General features: G+C 36.2%; 21 protein-coding genes. 7 read left to right on the top strand and 14 right to left on the bottom strand.

Annotated features, from left to right (window positions below):
* Positions 1-140: 140 nt before the first annotated feature.
* Positions 141-1,049 (bottom strand): AEC family transporter, encoded by a 909-nt coding sequence (locus GTR01_RS05315; protein WP_160136824.1) that lies wholly within the window; start codon positions 1,047-1,049, stop codon positions 141-143.
* A gap of 523 nt (positions 1,050-1,572) precedes the next feature.
* Here GTR01_RS05315 and GTR01_RS05310 point away from each other — a divergent pair.
* Both GTR01_RS05310 and GTR01_RS05305 read left to right on the top strand, forming a co-directional pair.
* Positions 1,573-2,682, top strand: coding sequence for an alkene reductase (locus GTR01_RS05310; RefSeq protein ID WP_160136823.1), 1,110 nt, complete (start codon positions 1,573-1,575; stop codon positions 2,680-2,682).
* A gap of 18 nt (positions 2,683-2,700) precedes the next feature.
* The gene (locus GTR01_RS05305; protein ID WP_160136822.1) at positions 2,701-3,462 is read left to right on the top strand and encodes a DJ-1/PfpI/YhbO family deglycase/protease; all 762 of its coding nucleotides are present in this window, start codon (positions 2,701-2,703) and stop codon (positions 3,460-3,462) included.
* Between the two features lie 211 nt (positions 3,463-3,673).
* Here GTR01_RS05305 and GTR01_RS05300 read toward each other — a convergent pair whose 3' ends face one another.
* The 6 genes from GTR01_RS05300 to GTR01_RS05275 form a co-directional block, all read right to left on the bottom strand.
* Positions 3,674-3,919 (bottom strand): type II toxin-antitoxin system ParD family antitoxin, encoded by a 246-nt coding sequence (locus tag GTR01_RS05300; RefSeq protein ID WP_160136821.1) that lies wholly within the window; start codon positions 3,917-3,919, stop codon positions 3,674-3,676.
* A 96-nt stretch (positions 3,920-4,015) separates the two neighbouring features.
* The gene (locus GTR01_RS05295) at positions 4,016-6,481 is read right to left on the bottom strand and encodes a beta-mannosidase (protein ID WP_160136820.1); all 2,466 of its coding nucleotides are present in this window, start codon (positions 6,479-6,481) and stop codon (positions 4,016-4,018) included.
* Entirely contained in the window at positions 6,474-6,860 is a 387-nt protein-coding gene (locus GTR01_RS05290; protein WP_160136819.1) for a GxxExxY protein, read from the bottom strand. The genes GTR01_RS05295 and GTR01_RS05290 overlap by 8 nt, the downstream gene beginning before the upstream one ends.
* Positions 6,861-7,205: 345 nt before the next feature.
* Positions 7,206-7,868: a copper homeostasis protein CutC gene (locus tag GTR01_RS05285; protein ID WP_160136818.1), complete on the bottom strand. Its 663-nt coding sequence runs from the start codon at positions 7,866-7,868 to the stop codon at positions 7,206-7,208.
* Positions 7,869-7,889: 21 nt separating this feature from the next.
* The gene (locus GTR01_RS05280; RefSeq protein WP_160136817.1) at positions 7,890-8,450 is read right to left on the bottom strand and encodes a hypothetical protein; all 561 of its coding nucleotides are present in this window, start codon (positions 8,448-8,450) and stop codon (positions 7,890-7,892) included.
* Between the two features lie 209 nt (positions 8,451-8,659).
* Complete coding sequence (locus GTR01_RS05275; RefSeq protein ID WP_160136816.1) at positions 8,660-9,655, bottom strand: isoaspartyl peptidase/L-asparaginase family protein; 996 nt, start codon at positions 9,653-9,655, stop codon at positions 8,660-8,662.
* Between the two features lie 108 nt (positions 9,656-9,763).
* On the opposite strand from GTR01_RS05275, the gene GTR01_RS05270 reads away from it, so the two are divergent.
* The 4 genes from GTR01_RS05270 to GTR01_RS05255 all read left to right on the top strand — a co-directional run bounded on the left by GTR01_RS05270 (position 9,764) and on the right by GTR01_RS05255 (position 13,524).
* Positions 9,764-10,369 (top strand): Crp/Fnr family transcriptional regulator, encoded by a 606-nt coding sequence (locus GTR01_RS05270; protein WP_160136815.1) that lies wholly within the window; start codon positions 9,764-9,766, stop codon positions 10,367-10,369.
* Between the two features lie 218 nt (positions 10,370-10,587).
* Entirely contained in the window at positions 10,588-10,959 is a 372-nt protein-coding gene (locus GTR01_RS05265; protein WP_160136814.1) for a DUF3302 domain-containing protein, read from the top strand.
* A gap of 5 nt (positions 10,960-10,964) precedes the next feature.
* Positions 10,965-12,122: an HlyD family secretion protein gene (locus tag GTR01_RS05260; RefSeq protein WP_160136813.1), complete on the top strand. Its 1,158-nt coding sequence runs from the start codon at positions 10,965-10,967 to the stop codon at positions 12,120-12,122.
* A gap of 1 nt (position 12,123) precedes the next feature.
* Complete coding sequence (locus GTR01_RS05255; RefSeq protein ID WP_160136812.1) at positions 12,124-13,524, top strand: efflux transporter outer membrane subunit; 1,401 nt, start codon at positions 12,124-12,126, stop codon at positions 13,522-13,524.
* Positions 13,525-13,587: 63 nt separating this feature from the next.
* Here GTR01_RS05255 and GTR01_RS05250 read toward each other — a convergent pair whose 3' ends face one another.
* The 6 genes from GTR01_RS05250 to GTR01_RS05225 all read right to left on the bottom strand — a co-directional run bounded on the left by GTR01_RS05250 (position 13,588) and on the right by GTR01_RS05225 (position 20,170).
* Positions 13,588-14,076: a DUF6691 family protein gene (locus GTR01_RS05250; protein WP_160136811.1), complete on the bottom strand. Its 489-nt coding sequence runs from the start codon at positions 14,074-14,076 to the stop codon at positions 13,588-13,590.
* A 24-nt stretch (positions 14,077-14,100) separates the two neighbouring features.
* Positions 14,101-14,664, bottom strand: coding sequence for a YeeE/YedE family protein (locus tag GTR01_RS05245; protein ID WP_160136810.1), 564 nt, complete (start codon positions 14,662-14,664; stop codon positions 14,101-14,103).
* 12 nt (positions 14,665-14,676) lie between these two features.
* The gene (locus GTR01_RS05240) at positions 14,677-16,089 is read right to left on the bottom strand and encodes an MBL fold metallo-hydrolase (protein ID WP_160136809.1); all 1,413 of its coding nucleotides are present in this window, start codon (positions 16,087-16,089) and stop codon (positions 14,677-14,679) included.
* A gap of 238 nt (positions 16,090-16,327) precedes the next feature.
* Positions 16,328-17,122 (bottom strand): sulfite exporter TauE/SafE family protein, encoded by a 795-nt coding sequence (locus GTR01_RS05235; RefSeq protein WP_160136808.1) that lies wholly within the window; start codon positions 17,120-17,122, stop codon positions 16,328-16,330.
* Between the two features lie 144 nt (positions 17,123-17,266).
* Positions 17,267-17,902: a Crp/Fnr family transcriptional regulator gene (locus GTR01_RS05230; protein WP_160136807.1), complete on the bottom strand. Its 636-nt coding sequence runs from the start codon at positions 17,900-17,902 to the stop codon at positions 17,267-17,269.
* 18 nt (positions 17,903-17,920) lie between these two features.
* Complete coding sequence (locus GTR01_RS05225; protein ID WP_160136806.1) at positions 17,921-20,170, bottom strand: family 20 glycosylhydrolase; 2,250 nt, start codon at positions 20,168-20,170, stop codon at positions 17,921-17,923.
* A gap of 320 nt (positions 20,171-20,490) precedes the next feature.
* On the opposite strand from GTR01_RS05225, the gene GTR01_RS05220 reads away from it, so the two are divergent.
* Positions 20,491-21,321, top strand: a complete 831-nt coding sequence (locus GTR01_RS05220) for a DUF4197 domain-containing protein (RefSeq protein ID WP_185155094.1) — start codon at positions 20,491-20,493, stop codon at positions 21,319-21,321.
* A gap of 264 nt (positions 21,322-21,585) precedes the next feature.
* Here the strand turns inward: GTR01_RS05220 and GTR01_RS05215 are convergent, their stop codons facing one another.
* The gene (locus GTR01_RS05215) at positions 21,586-22,239 is read right to left on the bottom strand and encodes a CoA transferase subunit B (protein WP_115970983.1); all 654 of its coding nucleotides are present in this window, start codon (positions 22,237-22,239) and stop codon (positions 21,586-21,588) included.
* Between the last annotated feature and the right edge of the window lie 75 nt (positions 22,240-22,314).

The following is a 22,314-nucleotide window of genomic DNA, read 5'->3' as shown; positions in this document are numbered from 1 at the left end:
AAAGTGTAAAATTAGATTTTTCTGAAGAGAACTGCAACTTTTGAGATCGTTTCAGTGGTATGACCATCCCGTCAAATTTTTGATTTGACACCCCTCCAGCGGAGGGGAATGTTCAGCCTTTCGACCTGAGCATTGAGTAATTAAAAGAAATATTCAGTAATCTCGTACCACATCGCAGAGGTGAAGAATCCTACAATAATGCTGACTCCGATAATCAGGTTGGTCAGTTTTGTATTCAGCCTGAACTGTTCTGCAATGATACTGGAGGTTACCAAGGTTGGCATGGCCGCTTCAAATATGGTAATTTTTGCTACATCTCCTTTTATTCCAAATAATAAAGCCATTCCTAACACCATTGCCGGAGCCAGAATCAATTTATATAACATGGAAGCTGACATTTGAGGAATCAGTTTTTTCCAGCCATTAAATTTCAATTGCAATCCAACAGAAAACAAAGCTAATGGGCTTACTGTAGCTGCTAATTTATCAAAAAGTGGTTCTGCAACAGTTAAATCGATAAATTGAGACAACACCAATGCAGAAATACAGCCTATTAATGGCGGAAATGTAATTAACCTTTTAAAAATAAATGCTGCACTTACCTTTCCTGATTTGCTTCCTCCTTTCACCGCGGCAATAATCCCTAATGTTGAAAGGGCAAAAAACATGGTTTGGTCGCAAATAATGGCAATACTTAAAAGACTCTCTCCATAAAAAGCACTGATCAAAGGAAATCCTATAAAAGAGGTATTGCTGTACCCGCTGGCCAGTTCTAAGGTACTTCTGGAACGTCTTGAATATCCCCTACTTTTACTGTAAAACATTACATAAAAAAAACAAAATACAGAGACTAAGAAAGTGGCTGCAATTGGAAAAAGCATTTCCGTTGTCCATTGTACTTTCGGCAGATATTTGAATGAAACTGCCGGTAGAGCAAGATAAAGAATCCAGGTATTGATCCCCTTATGGGCATCCGGGTGGATAGATTTTGTTGCTTTGAATATCATTCCTGCAATAATGCACACTGCAATCAGAACAAAATTTACCATAACTATAAAGAAATATACTGCAAAGTTACGGCTGATTTTTGAGGTGAGAATGGAAAAACACCTTTTTTTGATGATAAGTTCCATTCATCACATGGTATTCTTCTGAAAATGAAAATTCTAAACAGCCGGGGTTTGAAGCCGGGAGCTGGAAGAAGGAGTTATAGAAGTCATGAATAATAGCTTTTGTCTTTTTTTAGAAGTTCAATTGTATAACAGGTAGGTCTTATTCTTAAAATTAGCTTTCTCTGTTGTGCTTCCCTCCGTCTACAGTTTCTTTACTCAACTCTTCTTACTTATAGATTCCCGATCAAGAAATCTAATTTTACAAACTATTATTTTTATTATAACTAAATATAAATTATATAATTTTTATAATAACAAAATATAGCAGAAATTTGTACCATCAATTACAAATAAGATCATTAATTAAAACAAACAGCAAAATCGATTCGATTATTTCAATTTGTAAAATTATAGATCAAACAGCAATTAATCATATTATTAATACCTAAATTTTCAAGCTATGAATATTAATATTTTTAAAGAAGCAACCATTGGTTCTCTACAACTAAAAAACAGAATTGCCATGGCACCTATGACCAGAGCCAGAAACGAAGATGGTATTCCAAAAACGTTTAATGCAGAATATTATGCACAACGTGCAGACACAGGATTAATTATCACAGAAGGAACCGCAATCTCTCCGACTTCAAAAGGAGTGCTTCACATTCCTGGACTCTATACTTCCGAGCAGACTGAAGGTTGGAAACTGGTTACAGATGCCGTTCACCAAAAAGGAAGCAAAATATTTACCCAATTATGGCATGTAGGCCGGGTTTCTCACGTTACCAATCAACCGGATGGACAGGCTCCTGTATCGTCATCTGATATCCAGGCAGGAGAAACTCATGCATGGGGTTATGATGAAAACGGAAAAGAAGGTTTTGTGATCAACTCTAAACCAAGAGCACTCGCCACAGAAGAAGTAAAACAAGTAGTTAAGGATTTTACAGTAGCCGCTGAAAATGCTATAAAAGCGGGTTTTGACGGAATAGAACTTCACGGAGCCAACGGATATCTTATTGAGCAATTCCTCAATCCTTTTGTAAATAACAGAACTGATGAATATGGTGGAAGTATCGAAAACCGTTCCCGATTTTTACTGGAAATTGTAGATGCTGCAATCGCTGCAATCGGAGCTGATAAAGTCGCTATACGATTGACTCCTTATGGTGGTTTATACGAGATGCCTCATTATGATGAAATTGAAGCTACTTATGAATATCTGGCGAAAGAGCTTTCAAAAAGAAAAATCGTTTACATCCACATTATGGATCAAAAATCGAGAGGAAGCTTTGCTTTACCTGAAGATTTCATGAAACGTTTCCGTACCTGGTATGATGGAATTATCATCCTTGCCGGTGGTATGGACAGAGAAAGATCCGAAAAGCTTATCAACGAAGGAACCATTGATATCGCAGCATTCGGCGAAGCTTTTATATCTAACCCTGACCTTGTGAGCCGTCTTGAAAACGACTGGCCTCTAACCCCTCCTAAAAGAGAACTTCATTATGGATTAACCATGGAAGGATACCTTGACTGGGAGACTTATCAACAAAAACAATCAAATTAACATTTTAAATCATTAAAAATGGAAACCAATATAGATGCTCAAAACGTAGCAACACAAAATGGTGTTAACACCCTAGAAATCCTTACTCAATTATCATCAAAAACTGCTGTGGGAAGCTTTCCGCTGGCTCAATTCTTAAATGCACCGGGAAATGAAAAAGTAAAAGACTTCTTCTTTACTCCAGTAACAGAAAAAACATTAGCTGGAAAAAGAATTGCTGTGATTTCATCAGACGGTTTTGAAGAGATTGAATTAACGGGTCCAGCCTGGTACTTTCGTCAATTAGGTGCTCAGGTAGACATCATCGCCCCTAAATACAAACCAGCTCCAGCCAACTTTGGATTAAGCATGCCTGAAGAGATGTCAAAAACTCACATCATGGCAATACAATACCTATTACCTGTAGGCTGGATCAAAGTAGATCATACTGTAGATCAAATCAATGTAAATGATTATGATGCGGTCTTTATTCCTGGTGGCGCATGGAATCCGGATAACCTTCGTCATGATCCTGAAGTGGTACAGTTTGTTAAAGATTTCAATGCTACAGGTAAACTGGTTGCTGCGATCTGTCACGCCACTGTAGTATTAATCAATGCTGAGATCATTAAAGGTAAAAAATTAACCGGATACTGGAATATTCAGATTGATCTTAAAAATGCAGGTGGAATTGTGTCTGATGTACCTGTTGTTGTAGACGGCAACCTGATTACGAGCAGACACCCTATTGATATTGCTGATTTCTCAAAAGCGGTAGAAAACTGGCTGATTGAGAACTAAGATATTGATTAAATACTGTTTAAATTTTTCTCTATACTATTGAAGAAAGCTGCCTTTAGGGGCAGCTTTCTTTATTGTTCTATTGTAATTTTTTCAAACCTTATAGGTTTCAGAAACCTATAAGGTTTGATTATTTTCTCTCGCAAATTAGGCAGGATTTAGTAGATCTTGGTCAATGCATTACTCATCTATCCTATTACTTCCAACCCATTTATTTTTTCATTTTAGACTTTAGAAACTCAAGATGCTTTTCATAGTTAAAGTCTGTTGCAATCTCACTGTAAATTCCTTCCTTAATTGCATTTTTAAGAAGCTGAAATTTATTTTCTTCTTCTTCCAGCAATCTTAATCCAGCACGAATAACTTCACTCACGTTCTTATACCTACCTTCTGAGATTTTATGATCTACAAAATCTTCAAAATAATCTCCCAAAGAAACAGATGTATTACGTCCCATAGCATTCTGATTTTAAATTTCATATCAAATTTATCAAAAATTGGTAACTTTAATACTCCTAATTTACCAATTTATGGTAATTCAAAAAACTGTTTTTCAAAAAGTATCAAACAAGCTCATCACCTCAACTTTCTCCAAAGATCTAGAAAGGGTAATTTTCTTTGAAGTTCCCGGCAACAGATCAAAGAAGTTATCACTGAAATGAGCATCACCGATAAGATATACGTCTTTTGCCAGAACATCTGTTGAGACTTCAATTTCTGTTGGAGATATTTTTTTAATAATGATATTAGGTTTTGAAAGTTTTAAATCTTTTGGACTCTTAAAGAAAAACAACTTTTCATTTTTTACTGAATCGTTATTGAAATAAACCTTAAGTACTGCTTTTGACAGATCAAATCCTGAAAATTGACTTTTCGAAATATCAAAATGTTTCTCACTAGAGTTGGCTGGCAATTTGTCAAGAGCATCTATTCCCCACAGAAGTTTACCCTCGAAATCAAATAACCTGGCTCCTGACTCTCCTTCATACTCTTTAATAAGATCATTAATAAAGTAGATATCATAAGTATTTTCTGTTTCTATAACTGATGGCAATACAGATTCATAACTTCTTTTTGCCTGATAGTGAAATGCTTTCCAATTTCCTAAATAATCAATAGATGCCCATGAAACCACCGGCCAACAGTCATTAAGCTGCCAATATAAAGTCCCCATATTATAAGGTTTTGCACGGCGGTGTGCTTCTATCGCAATCTGCATTCCTCTCGCCTGCAACAGTTGAGAAACATAATTGTATTTTACAAAATCTGTTGGGATCTTATAGTCCCGTTCCATATATTTATTGATGATTTCCCAACCTCTTGAATGCTTTTCATGAGCTTTAATGGTCGCGTTTTTAAGATTCAGATCCGGAGCCCCCGAAAACATTGATTGTGTAGTTTTCAAAGTGGGCATTCCCTGAAAACCATATTCAGATATAAAGCGGCCTACTTTTTCATTATAGATTTCAAAAGGCTGCTCTCCCCACCAAACGCCCCAATAATGAGAATCTCCTTCTGTAAGACTTTCCTTATGCCCCCATCCTATTAACGGCGAACTTGGCCAATATATATTTTTATTCGGTGTCAGGTTTTCCCTTAATGTATTGGGAATAACTTCATGAAACAGTTTTCTATAATTTTTCCAGACCTGTAATGAATCTTCTTTTGAATATTTAAACTGCTTCTGATATCCCCAATTGACAATGGCTTCATCAATTTCATTATTTCCGCACCACAACACGATGGATGGATGGTTCTGAAGTCTGTTGACCTGATCTTTTACTTCTTCTTTTACATTGTCCAGAAATTCGCTGTCTGCCGGATAAAAACTTCCTGCAAACATAAAGTCTTGCCATACCAAAATTCCGTTCTCATCACAGGCTTTGTAGAATTCTTCATCTTCATAAATTCCACCGCCCCAAACACGGATCATGTTCATATTGGCATCTTTAACCGCCTTAATCAATTCCTGATATTTTTCTTTTGTTGTTCTAGGCGAGAAACTATCCGCAGGTATCCAATTTGTTCCTTTAATATATAAAGGATGCCCATTGACTTTAAAATAAAAAGATTTTCCCTTTTCATCTTTCTCCTGAACAAAATCCACTGTTCTTAACCCGATCCTGATATTCTTGGTATCAATACTTTTATGATTTTTTGAAAGTTTAATTTCAAAATTATGGAGATTAGCCTCCCCTCTGCCATTAGGATTCCAAAGTTTCATTCCACCCATGTCATAGGGAATCATCATTGTGTTAATCCCTTTTTTCAGGCGGATTTCTTTAATCATCTTATTGATACCCAGCGTATACACCCCTTCTTTATCTGCATAAATTTCTATTTCAAATCTGAAATCATTAAATGCTTCAGGAGACATATTCTGATGATCTTTAACGATATTGATTTTTGCATGATTCCAAAACTGCAGTTGAACATCTTTCCATACTCCCGCAGTTACCAATCTCGGCCCCCAATCCCAGCCAAACTGATATTGCGCTTTTCTTACCAGGCTTCTGGGGGATTCAGGCAAAGTAAATGGAACTTTTTTTGCAAGTTCTTTTCCTGTACTTACTGCTGATTTAAATTTTACCTGTAACAGATTGGTTCCCTGTTTCAAATATTCTTTTACAGGAATCTCCCATTTCCTGAACATATTATCTGTTTTCTTCAACAGTTTTCCGTTCAGATAGATTTCTGAAAACGTATCCAATCCATTAAAAACAAGATCGATATTAGTAAAATTAAATTCTTTGGATGAAATCTCAAAATAGGTTTGATAATCCCAATCCTCATTTTCGACCCATTGAACTTTTTTCTCATTTTCATCCTTGAAAGGATCAGGAATAAGTTTGTTCGCCATCAGATCCAGATGCACCGTTCCCGGGATCTTGGCGGGAAGCCAGTTTTTATCTTTTGAATTTTTGAACTTCCAGCTTTCAGAAGAGAGACTTCTCTCTGAATACTGAGCAAAAAGAACATTCTGAATGAGAATAAAGGCAAAAAGTAGAGTTTTATGCATCAATAATTTTGTTTACAATTCTGTGAATCCCATATTTAATGAGTTCACTATTAAAATTAATAAGAAGCCCAAGTTTTATCTGAGTTTGTTTTAAATAAGTCAATATCTGAGCATTAAAAATAGGATGTAATTCCAGTACAGATTTAACTTCAACAATCACTTTATCTTCTACAATTAGATCAATTTTATATGCGTTTTCTATTGAGATTTCTTTGTATTGTAATGGCAACGCAACTTGCTGTTTTACATTAAAACCTAAAGTTCTCAACTCGTAAGCCAAAGCTGTTTCATACGCATTTTCTAATAGTCCCACGCCTAAGTTTTTATGAACCTCTATAGCAGCTCCTATTATTTTGTAAGATAATTCGTTTTCAGTCATTTGTATGTTTGTTTTTTTAACGCAAAGTTTTTATTTTAAGTACGCCTTATTTTTAAGGGAGCTAAGAAAGAATCGATTAAAAATCGATCCTGATGAAGCGAATGGTATCTTTCAGCTTATTCAGCGGCTTCGCCGCATTACTTTGCTTCCTTAAAATATAACAGTATATTAAATAAAACTTTGCGTTTAAATTAAAGATTAATATGTAAAAGTTTAACATCAATAAATGAAAATCATTTACATTATATCATTAAAAACTAATAGTAGTTTTGTCATTACGAGGAATCTCTATAATGCTTTGAGATTTTTCACTACGCTCAGAATGACAAATGAAAGATATAATGACTATTTATTCTTTAAAGCAACTACCTCATCAGGATTGGCAAAAGCACCACCATCAGTAATGGCTGAAGAATGGAAATAGCCTGCTTTTGTAGCTTCTCTGATTCCTTCAATATTTGAGGAACGAAGCCCTCCACCCACAAGAATTTCAATTCTTCCATTGGAAAGAGCAACTAATTTTTTCAGGTTTTCTTTTCCTTCAGATACATTAGGTTTCTGACCTGATGTAAGAATCGTTGTAAAGCCACATTCAATTACTTTCTCCAGAGATTCTTCCAGTCCTTTTGCCCTGTCGAAAGCACGATGGAATGTGCATGGAAGCGGTGAAGCCAGTTCTACCAAAGTTTTATTATGTTCTTTATTCACCTCATCATTTTCATCCAGAATACCAAATACAAAACCATCAACATTCAATGATTTTAATGTGGTCAAGTCTGATTTCATTTGCTCAAATTCAGCATCAGAATAAGTAAAATTTCCACCTCTCGGACGGATCATTACGAAGATTGGAATGTTGATTTTCTCTCTTAATTTTTTGGTAGTTTCAAAATCAGGAGTGGTTCCTCCTTCACTTAATCCTGCACATAATTCTATTCTGTCGGCTCCATTTTCAAAAGCAATTATTGCTGATTCAGGATTGAAGCATGCTATTTCTATTTTTGACATTTTTATTTTGTATGCTTAATGTTATTTTGGTTCTTCTTGCAATACATCTGCAATCAGAAAAGATCCGTTTTCTTTTATTACTTTAACCACGGACGGGTATTTAGCTTTAAAGCCATCATCTCTCAATACCACATTGAAGGTATATTCATCTTTGGAAGCGGATTTTAATTCGCAGCTTCCAACTTCAATATTGATCCAATCCTGTGCGGGAATAAGAAACCCAATGCCAATTCCAGCTTTACTTGTATCAAATTTACCCTTCCATTTATCTTTGAATTCCTGTTCAGTAAGACTTCCATCTACATCAAGATCTACATTCGTGGCATCTGTTTTATAGTCGTAATAGTCTTTAGTAGTCATTTTCTGCATATTTTTGTCCTGCTTGACAAGATCTGCTTTAAAATAATCTACAATGCTTTTCTCCAGCCATTTCTGAGCGGTTTCAGATTCATTGGATTCATTATTCAAAACCACTTTTTCTTTTACCTGTTCAGCTTCAGGTTGTGTTATGGTTGTGTTCTCCTTCTTTTCTTCCTTACATGCTATGATTAAAAATAAGGAAGCGATAATCGTTCTTTTCATATTTTATTTTGATCTCTATTTTGGATAAAGACTTTCTTTATTCAGTTCTTTATTTCTGCTTATGGGCTGGATGGCACAAAGACGCAATTTTCCTTTCTATATGAGAATTAAGGCGCAAGAATACGGCTTATAACAGCCACGAATGCACGAATAAAATAATTTGTGCATTCTTGGTAAAAACAGCTGTTTTTGTGTGCTCCTGCACAATATTATTTCACTGCAAATTCAGGTTTTTCAAGGCGGTTTCCTTTCTGATCGTATACGGCAAAGTTAAATCCGTCCTGAATACAGTAAGCTCCGTATTCTCCTTTTTTATTGATGGCAATAAAGCCCACCTGAATATCTTTAAGGTTTTTATTTCTTCTCTGATTGATCTTTACAATTCTGTCTACAGCTTCTTTACATGCTTGTTGTGGGCTTCTTCCTTGTCTCATTAGTTCTACCACAAGATGTGTACCTACTGTTCTTATTACTTCTTCACCATGTCCGGTTGCGGTTGCCGCTCCCACTTCATTATCTACAAATAAGCCAGCTCCGATAATAGGAGAATCCCCTACTCTTCCATGCATTTTGAAAGCCATTCCGCTGGTGGTACACGCTCCGGAAAGATTTCCTGCAGTATCAAGGGCGATCATCCCTATGGTGTCGTGATTTTCAATATTGGCAATGGGTTTATACTGGCTTGTTTTCAGCCATTCTTTCCATTCTTTTTCAGATTCTTCGGTAAGAAGATTTTCTTTTTTAAAGCCTTGGGAAAGGGCAAATTGTAGAGCTCCATCTCCTACCAGCATGACGTGAGGTGTTTTTTCCATCACAGCTCTGGCTACGGAAATCGGGTTTTTGATATGTTCAAGACAAGCAACTGAACCAATATTGTAATTATCATCCATGATACAGGCATCCAATGTTACCCTGCCATCTCTATCTGGACGTCCGCCATAACCAACACTCCTCTCTTTGGGATCCAATTCTACCAGTCGAACTCCTTTTTCAACAGCATCCAGTGCTTTTCCTCCTTTTTCAAGGATTGTCCAGGCTTCTTCATTGGCTTTGATCCCGAAATTCCAGGTAGAAAGAACGATAGGCTGGTTGGTAACTGTATTATTTTCAGGCAATTCTTTAGCCATCAGATCCAAAGGATTTACAGCCAGTGCTGCTGTAGCGATTCCCAGTTTTTTGATAAAACTTCTTCGGTTATTGTTCATTGTATATCAAAATTATAGTATTAACAAATCTAAAAAAAACTTCTCTGAAATCCTTATGATGTTGCAACGAATATCTATATCTAATTTTTAATTATCTTTACTGCTGTAATGGACTTATTTAAGACTTTTAAGAATATTGTTTTCTTCCAGGATTTATCTGATGAAGAGATTAATGTTTTGATACGTCTCAGTACCCCCAGACTTCTTAGAAAAAAAGAAACGCTGGCAGAACCTGGACAGTCTTTTAATCAATTATTTATTCTTTCCAACGGATTATTGAGATTTTTCTTTGATGATGAAAATGGTGTTGAAACCAATCTTTTTCTACCTTCTGAAAAAGAAGCTGCCATTATGGAAAGCCCGGAATCATTTTCGGGAGAAAGTGAAAGAAAATATACGATTGAAGCCGTTATAGAATCTCAGATCTTTTTATTTAACAAAGCTGAATTTGAAGAAGCTGCATTTCAGCACCGGGGAATTTACAATGCTTATCTAAAATCTTTAAAACAGATCATTAACACCCTAAAAGTGCGCACGGAACAGCTTTGCTCTACTTCTCCACATTCACGATATGAAGAGTTTCTGGAGAGCCGTCCTTTCACCTCTCAAAACGCTAACAGAAAGTACATTGCCAATTTTCTGGGCATTACTCCCAACTCCCTTTCAAGGATGACCGCAAGGGTTCATAAAAAAAGGAACGAAAGAAAAAAATAACTTAGGAATACTTTTTCTCACTTTATTCGATCTATTTTTGCTTCATCAAAATACTGTTACACAAATCATTAAAAGCAAAAATGAGAAAAAATATTATTCACAAAAACGTATCACATTAAATCATCTCCATCCTTCATGAAGATGTAAGCTAACTGACTGGCATTTACAGTCCGGTTGCCTATTGTTATACCTTTAATTATACCTTATACCAATATATTATGCAAAGAATATCCATACTTCTCTGCCTGTTACTTTCATGCAATTTTGTTCAGGCATCTACAGGAATAGAAGACCATATAGCTGATGTTGCATCCTGGGTCATTTTACTTGTTTTACCTTTGGCCGGGATCTACCTTTTCTGGAAAGTTCACATTTATCCGGAGAAAGTAGCTGAAAAGAAGAATCATCCTCAGCTCAACGCCATAAAGAGTATGTGCCTCCTTTCTCTTGTGTTTGGAGGCCTTTTATGGCCTGTTGCCTTAATCTGGGCGAATTATGATTACGGCAATCAAAATCAATCTAAAAATAATTCTGATACGCCTAAAGAACAGGAACAGGAAGAAGAAGAACTTAACACAATTGAAAATTAACCAACATGCTAGAATTACTCATCGCTATATATGCCGGAATCTGCTGGCTGCTTATCAAAAAATTAAAATTAATTCCGTGGACATTTACCACTCAGGTTGTGGTGTACTCTCTTCCTATTTTTGGATCTATCGCTTTAATATTAAGCCTTAATTACTATTGCCCCATTACTTCTGATGTGAAAGTCGGGAACAGAAGTGTTGATATTACCACTCAGGTGCTAGGAAAGGTAAAAAAAGTATATGTAAAGACCAATCAGGAAGTGAAGAAAGGTGATACTTTATTCGTATTAGACAGAGAACCTTATCTACAGGAAATTAAATCATTGGAAGCGAGACTTAGCAATATGAAAGCCACTGTGAGCTCTTACAATACGGATATATCTGCTTCTCAAAAAAATATTGCAGGATTGCAATCGCAATTGGATCTGGCTAATAAAAGGGTTTCTCAATATAAAGAGCTTGTGGAGGCAGGTGCTGCCAACAGATTTGATCTGGAACAGGCCATAACCAATGTAAATGATCTTCAGTCGCGAATCAGTGCGGCTCAAGCCCAGCAACAATCTTTGGAAACCAAATCGAATGCTTCTTATAATGGAGAAAACTCATCGGTCTCTGAAATTCAGGCAAAATTGGATCAGGCAAAATGGAACTTGTCCCAAACGGTTGTTTTAGCTCCTACAGATGGTATTATTCCCAATGTTCAGCTTAATGAAGGGGCAATCATGGCTCCTTTTAAATCTGCTTTTGTCCTGATCCAGAAACAACAGTCTGTCATTGGGTTCTTTGCTCAAAATGAGCTTGAAGCAGTAAAAAACGGAGATGAAGTAGAACTTGCTCTTAAAACAGAACCGGGAAAAGTCGTTAAAGCCAAACTTGAATATGTGATTGATGCAACCAGCCAAGGAATCATGAATAATGCAGGCGGAATGCTGGGTGGAAACGGATCTACAGCAGGACTTCCCGATACAGCCAGACAATTACCGGAAACAGATGGGAAGCTGATTGCTAAATTTATACTGGAAGACAGCCAGAAACAATTGACCGTGGGAGCTAGAGGAACGGCTGTAGTTTATTCGGATCATATCAAACCTTTACATCTTATCCGAAAGGTAATGGTAAGAATCAACAGTAAAATCAACTTCGTTATTCCTAAACTTCATTAATATGTATAAAAGATTCATTACGGCAGGAATCCTTGTTTTAAGTCTGAGCTCATGCATAGGCTACAAGGAACCTACCAAAGAAAACATAGCTGAGTTAAAGGAAAAAAGTGAAGTAGCCTCTCATATTATGATTCCTGATGAATGGATTTTTGATAGAAATGCCGATGCAAGGGCTCTTTCTTATGAATGGATTAAAGATCTTAAAACACCTCAACTGAATGCACTCATTCAGGAAGGAATGTTATATAATGCCGATATTATCATTGCTAAAGAAAAACTCAATCAGATTGAACTGGCGATGGAAATTGCAGGGACTAATCTTTATCCAAGTGTAAGTGCGGTTGCCAATACATCCAATAATCTGGTAAGTGAAAGCCAAATCCGCCGAATTGGATTGAAAGCCAATTGGGAAATTGATTTATGGGGTAAAAATAAATCAGCACAAATGGCCAGTACCAGTGATTATTATTCTGCTAAACAACAAAATATCTTGTTGCATCAGTCTATAGCGGCTATGATTGCAAAAGCTTATTACCTTAATATTACCGGAAATATTCAGGAGGATATGATTACAAGCTATATTCAGAAGACAAAAGAACTGGAGAAATTATACGCGGTTCAGAAAAAGGTTGGAACAGCTAATGCTTTGGATCTATCAAATATCTCTGCTGAAATCATTTCTTTGGAAGGATATCTTGAAAAGATCAGGAATGCCAATACCCAGTCCAGAAGGTCTCTTGAACTTCTGACCGGAAAATATCCTGAAGGAAAATTGGAGACTCAAAACTTTTTTAATCCTATAGAAAATAAGATTCCTTCTTCTTTTCCATTAGAGCTTTTAGAGAGCAGATCTGATATTCAGGCTTATCATTTTCAGATAGAAAAATCTTTTTACGAAGTACAGCAGGCCAAAGCAGCAAGGCTTCCTTCTCTTACTATAAATACTTCTTTAGGAACAGCAGGAAGTAATGTGGAAGCCATCAACTCTTTATTTTCAAACCCATTGCTTAGAGTTGGCGGTGGATTGGTTTCTCCTCTCTTCAATAATGGAAAGCTGAAAAAGAATGTGGAAATTAAAAACTCACAACAAAAACAAGTGGTTGAGGAATATTCAAAAGCGGTTCTAAATGCTTTGAATGAAGTGGAATCTTCATTAGCCAACCTGAATTCTATTGAAAAACAAATGGATTTCAACGGTAAAGCAATCAACGAGCTGAAAAACAATATTAATCTCACTCAAAAACAAATCAAAGTGGGAACTAATAATAGTTTCGTTCTGATCCGTAAGCAGCGGGATCTTCTTAAAAATGAGATGAACCTCATCAATCTGGAACTTCAGAACAGAATGGAGCGCATCAATCTTTATATGGCTCTGGGTGCAAAAGACTTCATATTTTCATAATTTTATACTGAATAAAGACTGCTGAAATAGAATCAGAAGTCTTTATTGTTATATTCATTTACCTTAATGAGGCAACTTATCTCTAAAATAGCCATATACCCAGGTTCCGGCAACAGCACTTAAAAGGGTTACGGATACTGCCAACGCTCCTGTCCCGATCTGAGCAAAAAGCGGCCCCGGACAAGCTCCGGTAATTGCCCAGCCAAAACCGAAAATCAGTCCTCCATAAATCTGACCTTTATTGAATTGCTTTGGAGCCAGCGTTATGGGTTCTCCGTAGATTGTTTTGATATTAAATTTTTTAATCAGCCAAACGGAAATCATTCCCACCAAAACAGCACTTCCGATAATTCCATACATGTGAAACGATTGCAGACGAAACATTTCCTGAATTCTGAACCAACTGATGACCTCAGCTTTTACGAAAATGATCCCAAATATAATTCCTGCTGCCAGATATTTCAAATGATGATACCATTTGTGTTCTACTCTACTTTCGTTCACACCAACCGATGCCTGATAACGAATATTTTGTTCTTGTTCTTTTATCATTGATTTGATTCTTAAAAATTAAACTTACAGGGCAAGGATCATCGGCAGAATAAAATTTGCCATCAAAAATCCACCGATCATAAAGCAAATAGTAGCGACCAAAGAAGGCCATTGCAAATTGGAAAGCCCCATAATAGCATGACCACTGGTACAACCGCCTGCATATCGGGTTCCAAAACCTACCAGAAATCCACCTACAACCATCATGATAAACCCTCTTAAGGTCAAAAGGCTTTCAAAATTCATCAGCTGAGCCGGAACAAGATGGGTATAATCTGTAATTCCGTAGCCTGCCAATTCCATTTTTAAATCAGGATTAACTACAATTTCAGATGGATTAAGAAGAAAATTGGCAGTGATCATTCCGCCAAAGAAAATACCTAATACAAAAAATAAGTTCCAGGCTTCCTTTTTCCAGTCATATTTAAAAAAGCTGACATTAGCCGGTATACAGGCAGCACATACATGTCTCAGTGAGGAACTTATCCCAAAAGATTTATTTCCCATGATCAACAAGGCAGGAACGGTTAATCCAATCAAAGGCCCCGCTACATACCATGGCCACGGCTCTTTTATCATCTCCAACATATTTTTATTCTTTTATTTTAAAATTTTAGTTTGACAAACAAATTCACTTTTAGGGATATCTGTAGAAGCAATGGCATTAAAACCACCTTCTATTTCCGTAAAATTTCTATATCCTCTTGCCTGAAGAATACTGGCTGCCATCATACTTCTATATCCTCCTGCACAATGCAGATAAAAATGTTCTTCCGGCCAGATCTCTTCCATCCATTCATTAATATACGCCAAAGGTTTACTGTAGGCTTCATTCACGTGTTCGGCAGCATATTCACTTTCTTTTCTTACATCAATAATTTTCACTACTCTACCTTCGATTTCTTTCTCAAATTGTCCGGCAGAAATACGGTTTACAGAATCAGTTTCATTTCCACTGTTCTTCCATTCTTCAAAACCACCTTGTAAAAAGCCCAAAATATGATCGAATCCTACCCGGCTTAAACGGGTTACTGCTTCTTCTTCATCTCCTGGTTTTGTCACCAACAGAATAGGTTGATTAACATCTGCAATCAATGCGCCCACCCATGGTGCAAAATCACCATCCAGCCCTATATTGATAGATTGAGGAATAAATTCTTTGGCAAACTCACTATTATTTCTCACATCCAGCATCAAGGCTCCGGAAGCTTCGGCTATTTCTTCAAACTGTCTGGGAGTAAGAGCTTGTAATCCTTTTGACAATATTTCCTCAAAGCTATGATATCCTTTTTTATTCATCATCACATTCATTCCGAAATAAGCTGGCGGAGGTAAAAGTCCATTTGTTACTGCTTGAATAAAGCTTTCTTTTCCGTTCTGATTAAGAGCATAATTCGTTTTCTTTTGGTTCCCTAATGTATCAATGGTTTCCTTCTGCATATTCTTGCCGCATGCTGAACCTGCACCATGAGCAGGATAAACTGTAATATTGTCATTTAAAGGCAAAATTTTATTGTATAAACTATCATAAAGCAATCCTGCCAGGTCTTCCTGCGTCATATCTGCTGCTTTTTGAGCAAGGTCCGGACGACCTACATCTCCGAGAAACAATGTATCTCCACTGAAAAGAGCGTGCTCATTCCCCTGTTCGTCAATCAATAGATAACAGGAACTTTCCAATGTATGCCCTGGCGTATGAAGAACCTTAATTTTAACATCTCCTATTTTAAATACCTGCTCATCTTCTGCAATGACAGCATCAAACTCTGGTTTTGCAGTAGGCCCATAAACGATGGGAGCGTTGGTCTTCTTGCTTAAATCAATATGTCCGCTCACAAAATCAGCGTGGAAATGAGTTTCAAAAATATATTTTAATTGTACTCCATCTTTTTCTAATCTTTCCACATAAGGTTGGGTTTCGCGTAAAGGATCGATAATTACAGCTTCTCCGGCTGAAGTAATATAATAAGCACCTTGTGCTAAACATCCTGTATATATCTGTTCTATTTTCATCTTCTTTATTTTTGATTTTGTTTTCTCAGACAAATTTCCTGTTTCCTGTTTTCTCCTACAGCTACTTTTGTTACATAACAGAATTTTGAGTGTAACCATTGCTTGTATTTATTTTTTTAACCACAAAAGGCACAAAAGTTTTTAAATACTCTAGTTTATTTTAAGTAACATACTTCATATATTGTAAGAGCTTATCGTTACTTAAATTTCAGCATATTTTCTGCCTTATTATACAAGCTTAGAGAAATATTTCCCTGGTGATTATATAAATTCCCATTATCAGAACAAACCATCCAAAGGCTGGTTTTAATTTTTTACCATCTATCTTTTTTGAAATTTGTGATCCAATGATAATTCCAACAATAGCAATCACAGCAATGGTAATGAGTAAATTCCATTCTATTTTTGCATTGTCGATAGATGAAGAAAAACCGATGAGAGAATTTAAAGAAATAATAACCAATGAAGTTCCTATTGCAGTTTTTACCGGAACTTTCAAAAGATTCACCAATGCCGGGATAATCATAAAGCCTCCTCCAGCACCAACTAATCCTGTTAAAATACCGACTATCATTCCTTCGCCGGCAGCCAATAAAGCTTTATTGTTGTTCAATTCATTTCCACCTGCCTCTTCCGAGGTTTGGCTTTTAATCATTTTATAAGAAGCCAGCATCATCAGAACAGCAAAAATCAACAGGAGAAAAATATTTTTGGTTACGGTAAAACCTTTTATGCTGAGCAGCTCCTCCGGAATCAGAGGCAACACATACATCCTGGTTAGAAAAATTGAAATGATAGAAGGGATGCCAAATATCAGAGCCACTTTAAAATCTACTAATCCTTTTTTAAAATAGGTTATAGAGCCCACAGCACTGCTGATGCCCACAATAAAAAGAGAATATTCTGTAGCCAGTAAAGCATCGATTCCAAAAAGATACACCAATACAGGAACAGTGAGAATACTTCCGCCACCACCGATTAAGCCTAAAGAAACACCGATTAAAATAGATGCTATATATCCTATGATCTCCATTTGTTCAAATATTATGATGCAAAAATGAGGTTGTTTGCGAAGACCTACAGCTACTTTTGTTACATAGGGAATTTTACCCTAAAGAAGATAAAATTTTTATTATTAACTGATAGGCGGAAAAGACCAAGAAGAAGGAAATTGGAATTAATTTGTAGAGATCAGAAGGGTAATCTTGTTTCTTCCAAGTTTTAGTCTTCCATCTTCTTCAAGCTGTTTGAGCAGCCTGGATACAACTACTCTGGCAGTACCTAATTCGTTAGCAAGCTGTTCATGGGTAATTGTAATGATATCAGAACCTGTAAGATCAGATTTTTTCTGAAGAAGATTCAGGAGTCTTTCATCTACTTTCTTGAAAGCAATCGCATTGATAATATCAAGCAATTCTTCAAAACGCTTGTGATAAAGTCTGAAAATATAGTCCAGCCATTCCGGATGTTCTTTGATGAATAAAGAAACCTTATCTACAGGAAGAAAAAGAATCTCAGCATCTTCTTCAATTTCGGCTTTTACGATACTTTTCTCATGATGCATTCCTCCCAGAAAAGACATGATACAGCTCTCTCCTGCTTTGATATAATACAGAAGAATTTCACGCCCATCCTCTTCTGTTCGGATGACCTTCAACATTCCTTTCATCACAATAGGAATAGAACGTATAGAGGCATTTTCATCCAAAATAATATCTCCCTCATGATAGTTTTTGGTGATTCCGTATTGATATAGTTTTTCAACCAGATCTGGTGAAGATGAAAATTCGGAAGAAAGTATGGTATTCTCCATTGTATAAAATTGAATAGGCTAATTTACGCCAATTTCATCAACAAACAGCCACGCACTTGAATCTGCCCCAGGATTTCCGGCTGGAATAATTCCGGCATTTTCGATGATCACTTTAAGGTATCTTGCATTTTGGGTTCCCAGGTTTACTCGTATTTTTCCTTTAGTGTTTTGAATGTCTTCTTTTCCTATTTCTTTAATGATTTTAAAAGTATTATTATCGTCTGAAACAAAAATTTTAGCTGATTTTGCAAGGTGAATCCAGCTTCCTTTATTTTCTAATGTATTAAAATAGATTTCTGAAAAAGCGGTTTTCTGTCCGAAATCTATGGTTGCCGTCACATCTTTTCCCTGAAACCCAAGCCATGTCTTCCCCAACTGTTTTACATTTCCAATAATTCCGTCTACCAAAGTAAATGCGCCACCAAATGAATAATTTTCACTAGGTTGCTGTTCAAGGGTAATTTTCTTTCCTGTTGACTTTGACACGGTAAATTGTTGGGATGAAACAGCACTTTTCAGCTGTCCATCTTCAAAATAGGCAGATTTAATCATTAATGAATTAGGGATGGAAACAGGTTCTTGATAAACCTTAGAATGTAGGGTTGGTACAGTTCCATCTAAAGTATATCGGATTCCGTTCGAATGTTGTGAGGTAGAAAGTTCGTAGGCAATTCCATTGTTTGAAGGAATCACTTTTCCTGAAATATTGTAAATACTTTTAGCATAATTAATATTCATTCTATCCAGGATTTTGAAATGGTTGATGACTCTGTTCTTAAAATTTTTGTAATTTTCAGGATCGGAGGTTCCCCATCCTACTTCGGCAAGAGCCATCAGTCTTGGAAAGATCATATATTGTACCTGCTTGAAATCCAAAATATATTCCGTCCACAAATTAGCCTGAACTCCCATAATATATTTTGCCTGTTCAGCATTCAATTCAGCGGGAATTGGATTATAAGAATATACTTTGTTCAATGGAGTAAATCCCCCAAAAGCGTTTGGCTCTGTCTGAGGATCTCCTTGATAGTGGTCAAAATAACAGTAAGCTCCAGGTGTCATCACAGCAAAATGTTTTGCTTTTGCAGCTTCAATTCCTCCGTTTACTCCCGTCCAGCTCATTACAGCGGCATTAGGAGCCAATCCGCCTTCTAAAATTTCATCCCAGCCTATGATTTTTCGCCCTTTGCTATTGATATATTTTTCAATTCTTTGAATGAAGTAGCTTTGCAGGCCATGTTCATCCTTTAAATTATTCTTTTTGATTAATTCCTGACAATGGGTACATTCTTTCCATCGTGTTTTAGGGCATTCATCTCCTCCGATATGAATATACTGAGAGGGAAATAACTGAATAACTTCATCCAAAACATTTTCTAAAAATGTAAATGTCTCCTCTTTGGGACAGAATACATCATCAAAAACACCCCATTTAGTAGCAGACTCGAAAGGGCCTTTGGTACAAGCAAGTTCAGGATACGCGGATAATGCTGCTAACGCATGCCCCGGCATTTCAATCTCCGGAACTACGGTGATATGTCTTTCCTGAGCATATTTTACGACATCTTTAATCTGTTCCTGAGTATAAAAATAGGGGCCATAAGGTTTACCATCGAAGGTATTATCTACATAAGCTCCAATCATTGATTCTTTACGCTTTGAACCAATCTGAGTAAGTTTTGGATATTTTTTGATTTCAATTCTCCAGCCTTGATCATCCGTTAAATGCCAATGAAAAGTATTGAGCTTGTACATCGCCAGATAATCAATGTATTGTTTCACCTCATCTACGGTGAAAAAGTGACGACAAACATCAAGATGCATTCCACGCCACGCAAATTTTGGCTGGTCTTCTATTTTCATTGCCGGAATTTTCCCAGCGCTCTTATACTCATCAAATAACTGGATCAAAGTTTGAAGGGCAAGAAAATATCCCTGCTGGGTATATGATTGAATCCTAATCTGCCTAGAGTTTATAATAAGGCTATAAAATTCTTTATTTTCAGTTGTATTTTTGGGTAATTGTGTATACACCAGCTGTGCCTCAGTCTGTTTTGAATCCTGTAATTTTAATACAGAACTTAATCGCTTTTTGAAATATCCGGTTTCATTCTTAGGCAAGTCATTACTAAGTTTGAAAACTTCAGGAATTATAAAGCTTCCTTCACTCAACTGTACATTTTGAGGATAGGGAATCAAATTCAATGTATTTTGAGAAAAAACAATATTTGAAATTACTAATAGCACGGCTAATAAAATACGGGTCATGGAATCAGATTAAGTGGATACTAATATACTTATTTTTCAAAACTTTTAAATGGTTCAGTCTGTATATTTTAACGATAAAAGATGATTATTTAACTCCTTCCACTTACCCAAAAAAGTAGATTTATTTTCTGAAAGTCTATTCATATTCAGAAATAATTCAATCAATACACCAGATTTTTACAGCATAAAAAAACACTACAAACCAAACACTTAAACCAACTTCACTCTCTTTTTTTAAGTCGAAAAAAAATTATGGTTTATTTTTTGATAAGCATACGTCATTTAAAAGATTAAACATCTAAATTTGTAAAAAAAATACAATGAGAAAAAACATTTTTATTGCTGCAGGATTATTACTTTCAATCTCTACACAGGCACAACTTTTTGATATTATAAAATCAACAGTTAAAGATAAAACAGGAATTGATCTTAATACTCAACAGCCAACCAAAGGTTCCACTACTGCTGCAACAACCACAACAAAGCCTACTACAACGAACGTTTCAACTAATACATCTCCTGTAAATCTAGGAAATCTTACCTCAACACAAATTTCTTCCGGATTAAAAGAAGCATTAAATATTGGAGTAACAGATGGGGTAAAGAAACTGGCATTAACAGATGGCTTTTTGAAAAATGAAGCAGTAAAAATTTTAATGCCTGAAAAATTAAGAAAGGTGGATGCTACACTACGTTCTGTAGGATTAGGCAGTCTGGCTGATGAAGGGGTAAAATTATTAAACAGAGCTGCAGAAGATGCTGTAACAGAAGCGGCACCTATTTTTACCAATGCCATCACTTCCATGACAATTACAGATGCTAAAAATATCCTGTTAGGAAATAATAATGCTGCAACAAGCTACCTTCAAAGCAAAACTCAAAGTCAGTTATTTACAGCTTTCCAACCAAAAGTAAAAGCATCTTTAGGGAAAGTGGGTGCTGATGCTGTTTGGAAGAATCTGATTTCAAAATACAACACCTTTACAGGACAATCTGTAACCACTGACCTTAATGAATATGTTACTACAGAAACGATCAATGGAGTATTCAAAATGGTAGCAGATAAGGAAAGCGGAATCAGAAATACACCTGCAATGAGAACAACAAACATTTTACAAAAGGTTTTCGGAGCTCAGGATGCCAATAGATAAGATTAAAGGTTAACTCTAAATACTAAAAAGGTTGCTTCACTTGTGAAACAACCTTTTTTATGCTTTAATTTCTTTTGTCTTGAAACAAAAATTCAAGACTTTGATTTCTACGCTAAAAATATCTACCAATTTCTGTTATGATTTTAAATAAGATTTAGAGATTGTTTCAACTTTTCTGTCTTTAGTTTCTTTGACCTAAAAATCTGCTTACTTTTAGCATTTATTCATAAAAAAACCTTGCAGTGGGCAAGGTTTGAATTGTATTTAGAATTGCATTTCAGGAATTTCACCTTCAATGATAAGGTCTGCTTCTGTTGCTTTGATGATATCTTCTACTGACACTCCCGGCGCTCTTTCCAGAAGTTTGAAGCCTTTTGGTGTTACTTCCAGTACGGCTAATTCGGTAACTACTTTTTTCACACAGTTTACTCCAGTCAAAGGAAGAGTACATTTTTTAAGAATTTTACTTTCTCCAGCTTTGTTTACGTGCATCATCGCAACGATAATATTTTCTGCAGAAGCTACTAAATCCATGGCTCCGCCCATACCTTTTACCATTTTTCCAGGAATCTTCCAGTTGGCAATATCTCCATTCTCTGAAACTTCCATGGCTCCAAGGATGGTAAGATCCACTTTCTGACCACGGATCATCCCAAAACTAAAGGCAGAATCGAAGAATGAACCTCCGTCTAAAATAGTAATGGTTTGCTTTCCTGCATTGATGACATCTGCATCTTCTTCTCCTTCGAAAGGGAAAGGCCCCATTCCCAGAACTCCGTTTTCACTTTGGAATTCTACGGAAATACCTTCCGGAACATAGTTGGCAACCAAAGTCGGAATTCCGATTCCCAGGTTTACATAATAACGATCTCTCAGTTCTTTTGAAATTCTTTTGGCAATTTGTTCTTTTGTAAGCATAATAAAAACTTAGACTGCAATTTAATTATTTTCAACCGAATACAAAAGGGGTTTCGAAGCTGGAGGCAGGAAGAA

This window comes from Chryseobacterium sp. c4a (assembly GCF_009900745.1).
In the GTDB taxonomy this organism is placed as follows: domain Bacteria; phylum Bacteroidota; class Bacteroidia; order Flavobacteriales; family Weeksellaceae; genus Chryseobacterium.
The sequence above is the reverse complement of the archived record's forward strand: the minus strand, read 5'-3'. Positions and strand labels throughout refer to the sequence as shown.

Bases quoted from the DNA above. Each gene is read 5' to 3' on its own strand.
- GTR01_RS05265 (WP_160136814.1), top strand. From the start codon at position 10,588: ATGCAAAGAATATCCATACTTCTCTGCCTGTTACTTTCATGCAATTTT.
- GTR01_RS05215 (WP_115970983.1), bottom strand. From the start codon at position 22,239: ATGCTTACAAAAGAACAAATTGCCAAAAGAATTTCAAAAGAACTGAGA.
- GTR01_RS05245 (WP_160136810.1), bottom strand. From the start codon at position 14,664: ATGTTGGAGATGATAAAAGAGCCGTGGCCATGGTATGTAGCGGGGCCT.
- GTR01_RS05255 (WP_160136812.1), top strand. From the start codon at position 12,124: ATGTATAAAAGATTCATTACGGCAGGAATCCTTGTTTTAAGTCTGAGC.
- GTR01_RS05225 (WP_160136806.1), bottom strand. From the start codon at position 20,170: ATGACCCGTATTTTATTAGCCGTGCTATTAGTAATTTCAAATATTGTT.
- GTR01_RS05280 (WP_160136817.1), bottom strand. From the start codon at position 8,450: ATGAAAAGAACGATTATCGCTTCCTTATTTTTAATCATAGCATGTAAG.
- GTR01_RS05220 (WP_185155094.1), top strand. From the start codon at position 20,491: ATGAGAAAAAACATTTTTATTGCTGCAGGATTATTACTTTCAATCTCT.
- GTR01_RS05300 (WP_160136821.1), bottom strand. From the start codon at position 3,919: ATGGGACGTAATACATCTGTTTCTTTGGGAGATTATTTTGAAGATTTT.
- GTR01_RS05250 (WP_160136811.1), bottom strand. From the start codon at position 14,076: ATGATAAAAGAACAAGAACAAAATATTCGTTATCAGGCATCGGTTGGT.
- GTR01_RS05295 (WP_160136820.1), bottom strand. From the start codon at position 6,481: ATGCATAAAACTCTACTTTTTGCCTTTATTCTCATTCAGAATGTTCTT.
- GTR01_RS05270 (WP_160136815.1), top strand. From the start codon at position 9,764: ATGGACTTATTTAAGACTTTTAAGAATATTGTTTTCTTCCAGGATTTA.
- GTR01_RS05285 (WP_160136818.1), bottom strand. From the start codon at position 7,868: ATGTCAAAAATAGAAATAGCATGCTTCAATCCTGAATCAGCAATAATT.
- GTR01_RS05290 (WP_160136819.1), bottom strand. From the start codon at position 6,860: ATGACTGAAAACGAATTATCTTACAAAATAATAGGAGCTGCTATAGAG.
- GTR01_RS05310 (WP_160136823.1), top strand. From the start codon at position 1,573: ATGAATATTAATATTTTTAAAGAAGCAACCATTGGTTCTCTACAACTA.
- GTR01_RS05240 (WP_160136809.1), bottom strand. From the start codon at position 16,089: ATGAAAATAGAACAGATATATACAGGATGTTTAGCACAAGGTGCTTAT.
- GTR01_RS05260 (WP_160136813.1), top strand. From the start codon at position 10,965: ATGCTAGAATTACTCATCGCTATATATGCCGGAATCTGCTGGCTGCTT.
- GTR01_RS05275 (WP_160136816.1), bottom strand. From the start codon at position 9,655: ATGAACAATAACCGAAGAAGTTTTATCAAAAAACTGGGAATCGCTACA.
- GTR01_RS05230 (WP_160136807.1), bottom strand. From the start codon at position 17,902: ATGGAGAATACCATACTTTCTTCCGAATTTTCATCTTCACCAGATCTG.
- GTR01_RS05305 (WP_160136822.1), top strand. From the start codon at position 2,701: ATGGAAACCAATATAGATGCTCAAAACGTAGCAACACAAAATGGTGTT.
- GTR01_RS05235 (WP_160136808.1), bottom strand. From the start codon at position 17,122: ATGGAGATCATAGGATATATAGCATCTATTTTAATCGGTGTTTCTTTA.
- GTR01_RS05315 (WP_160136824.1), bottom strand. From the start codon at position 1,049: ATGGTAAATTTTGTTCTGATTGCAGTGTGCATTATTGCAGGAATGATA.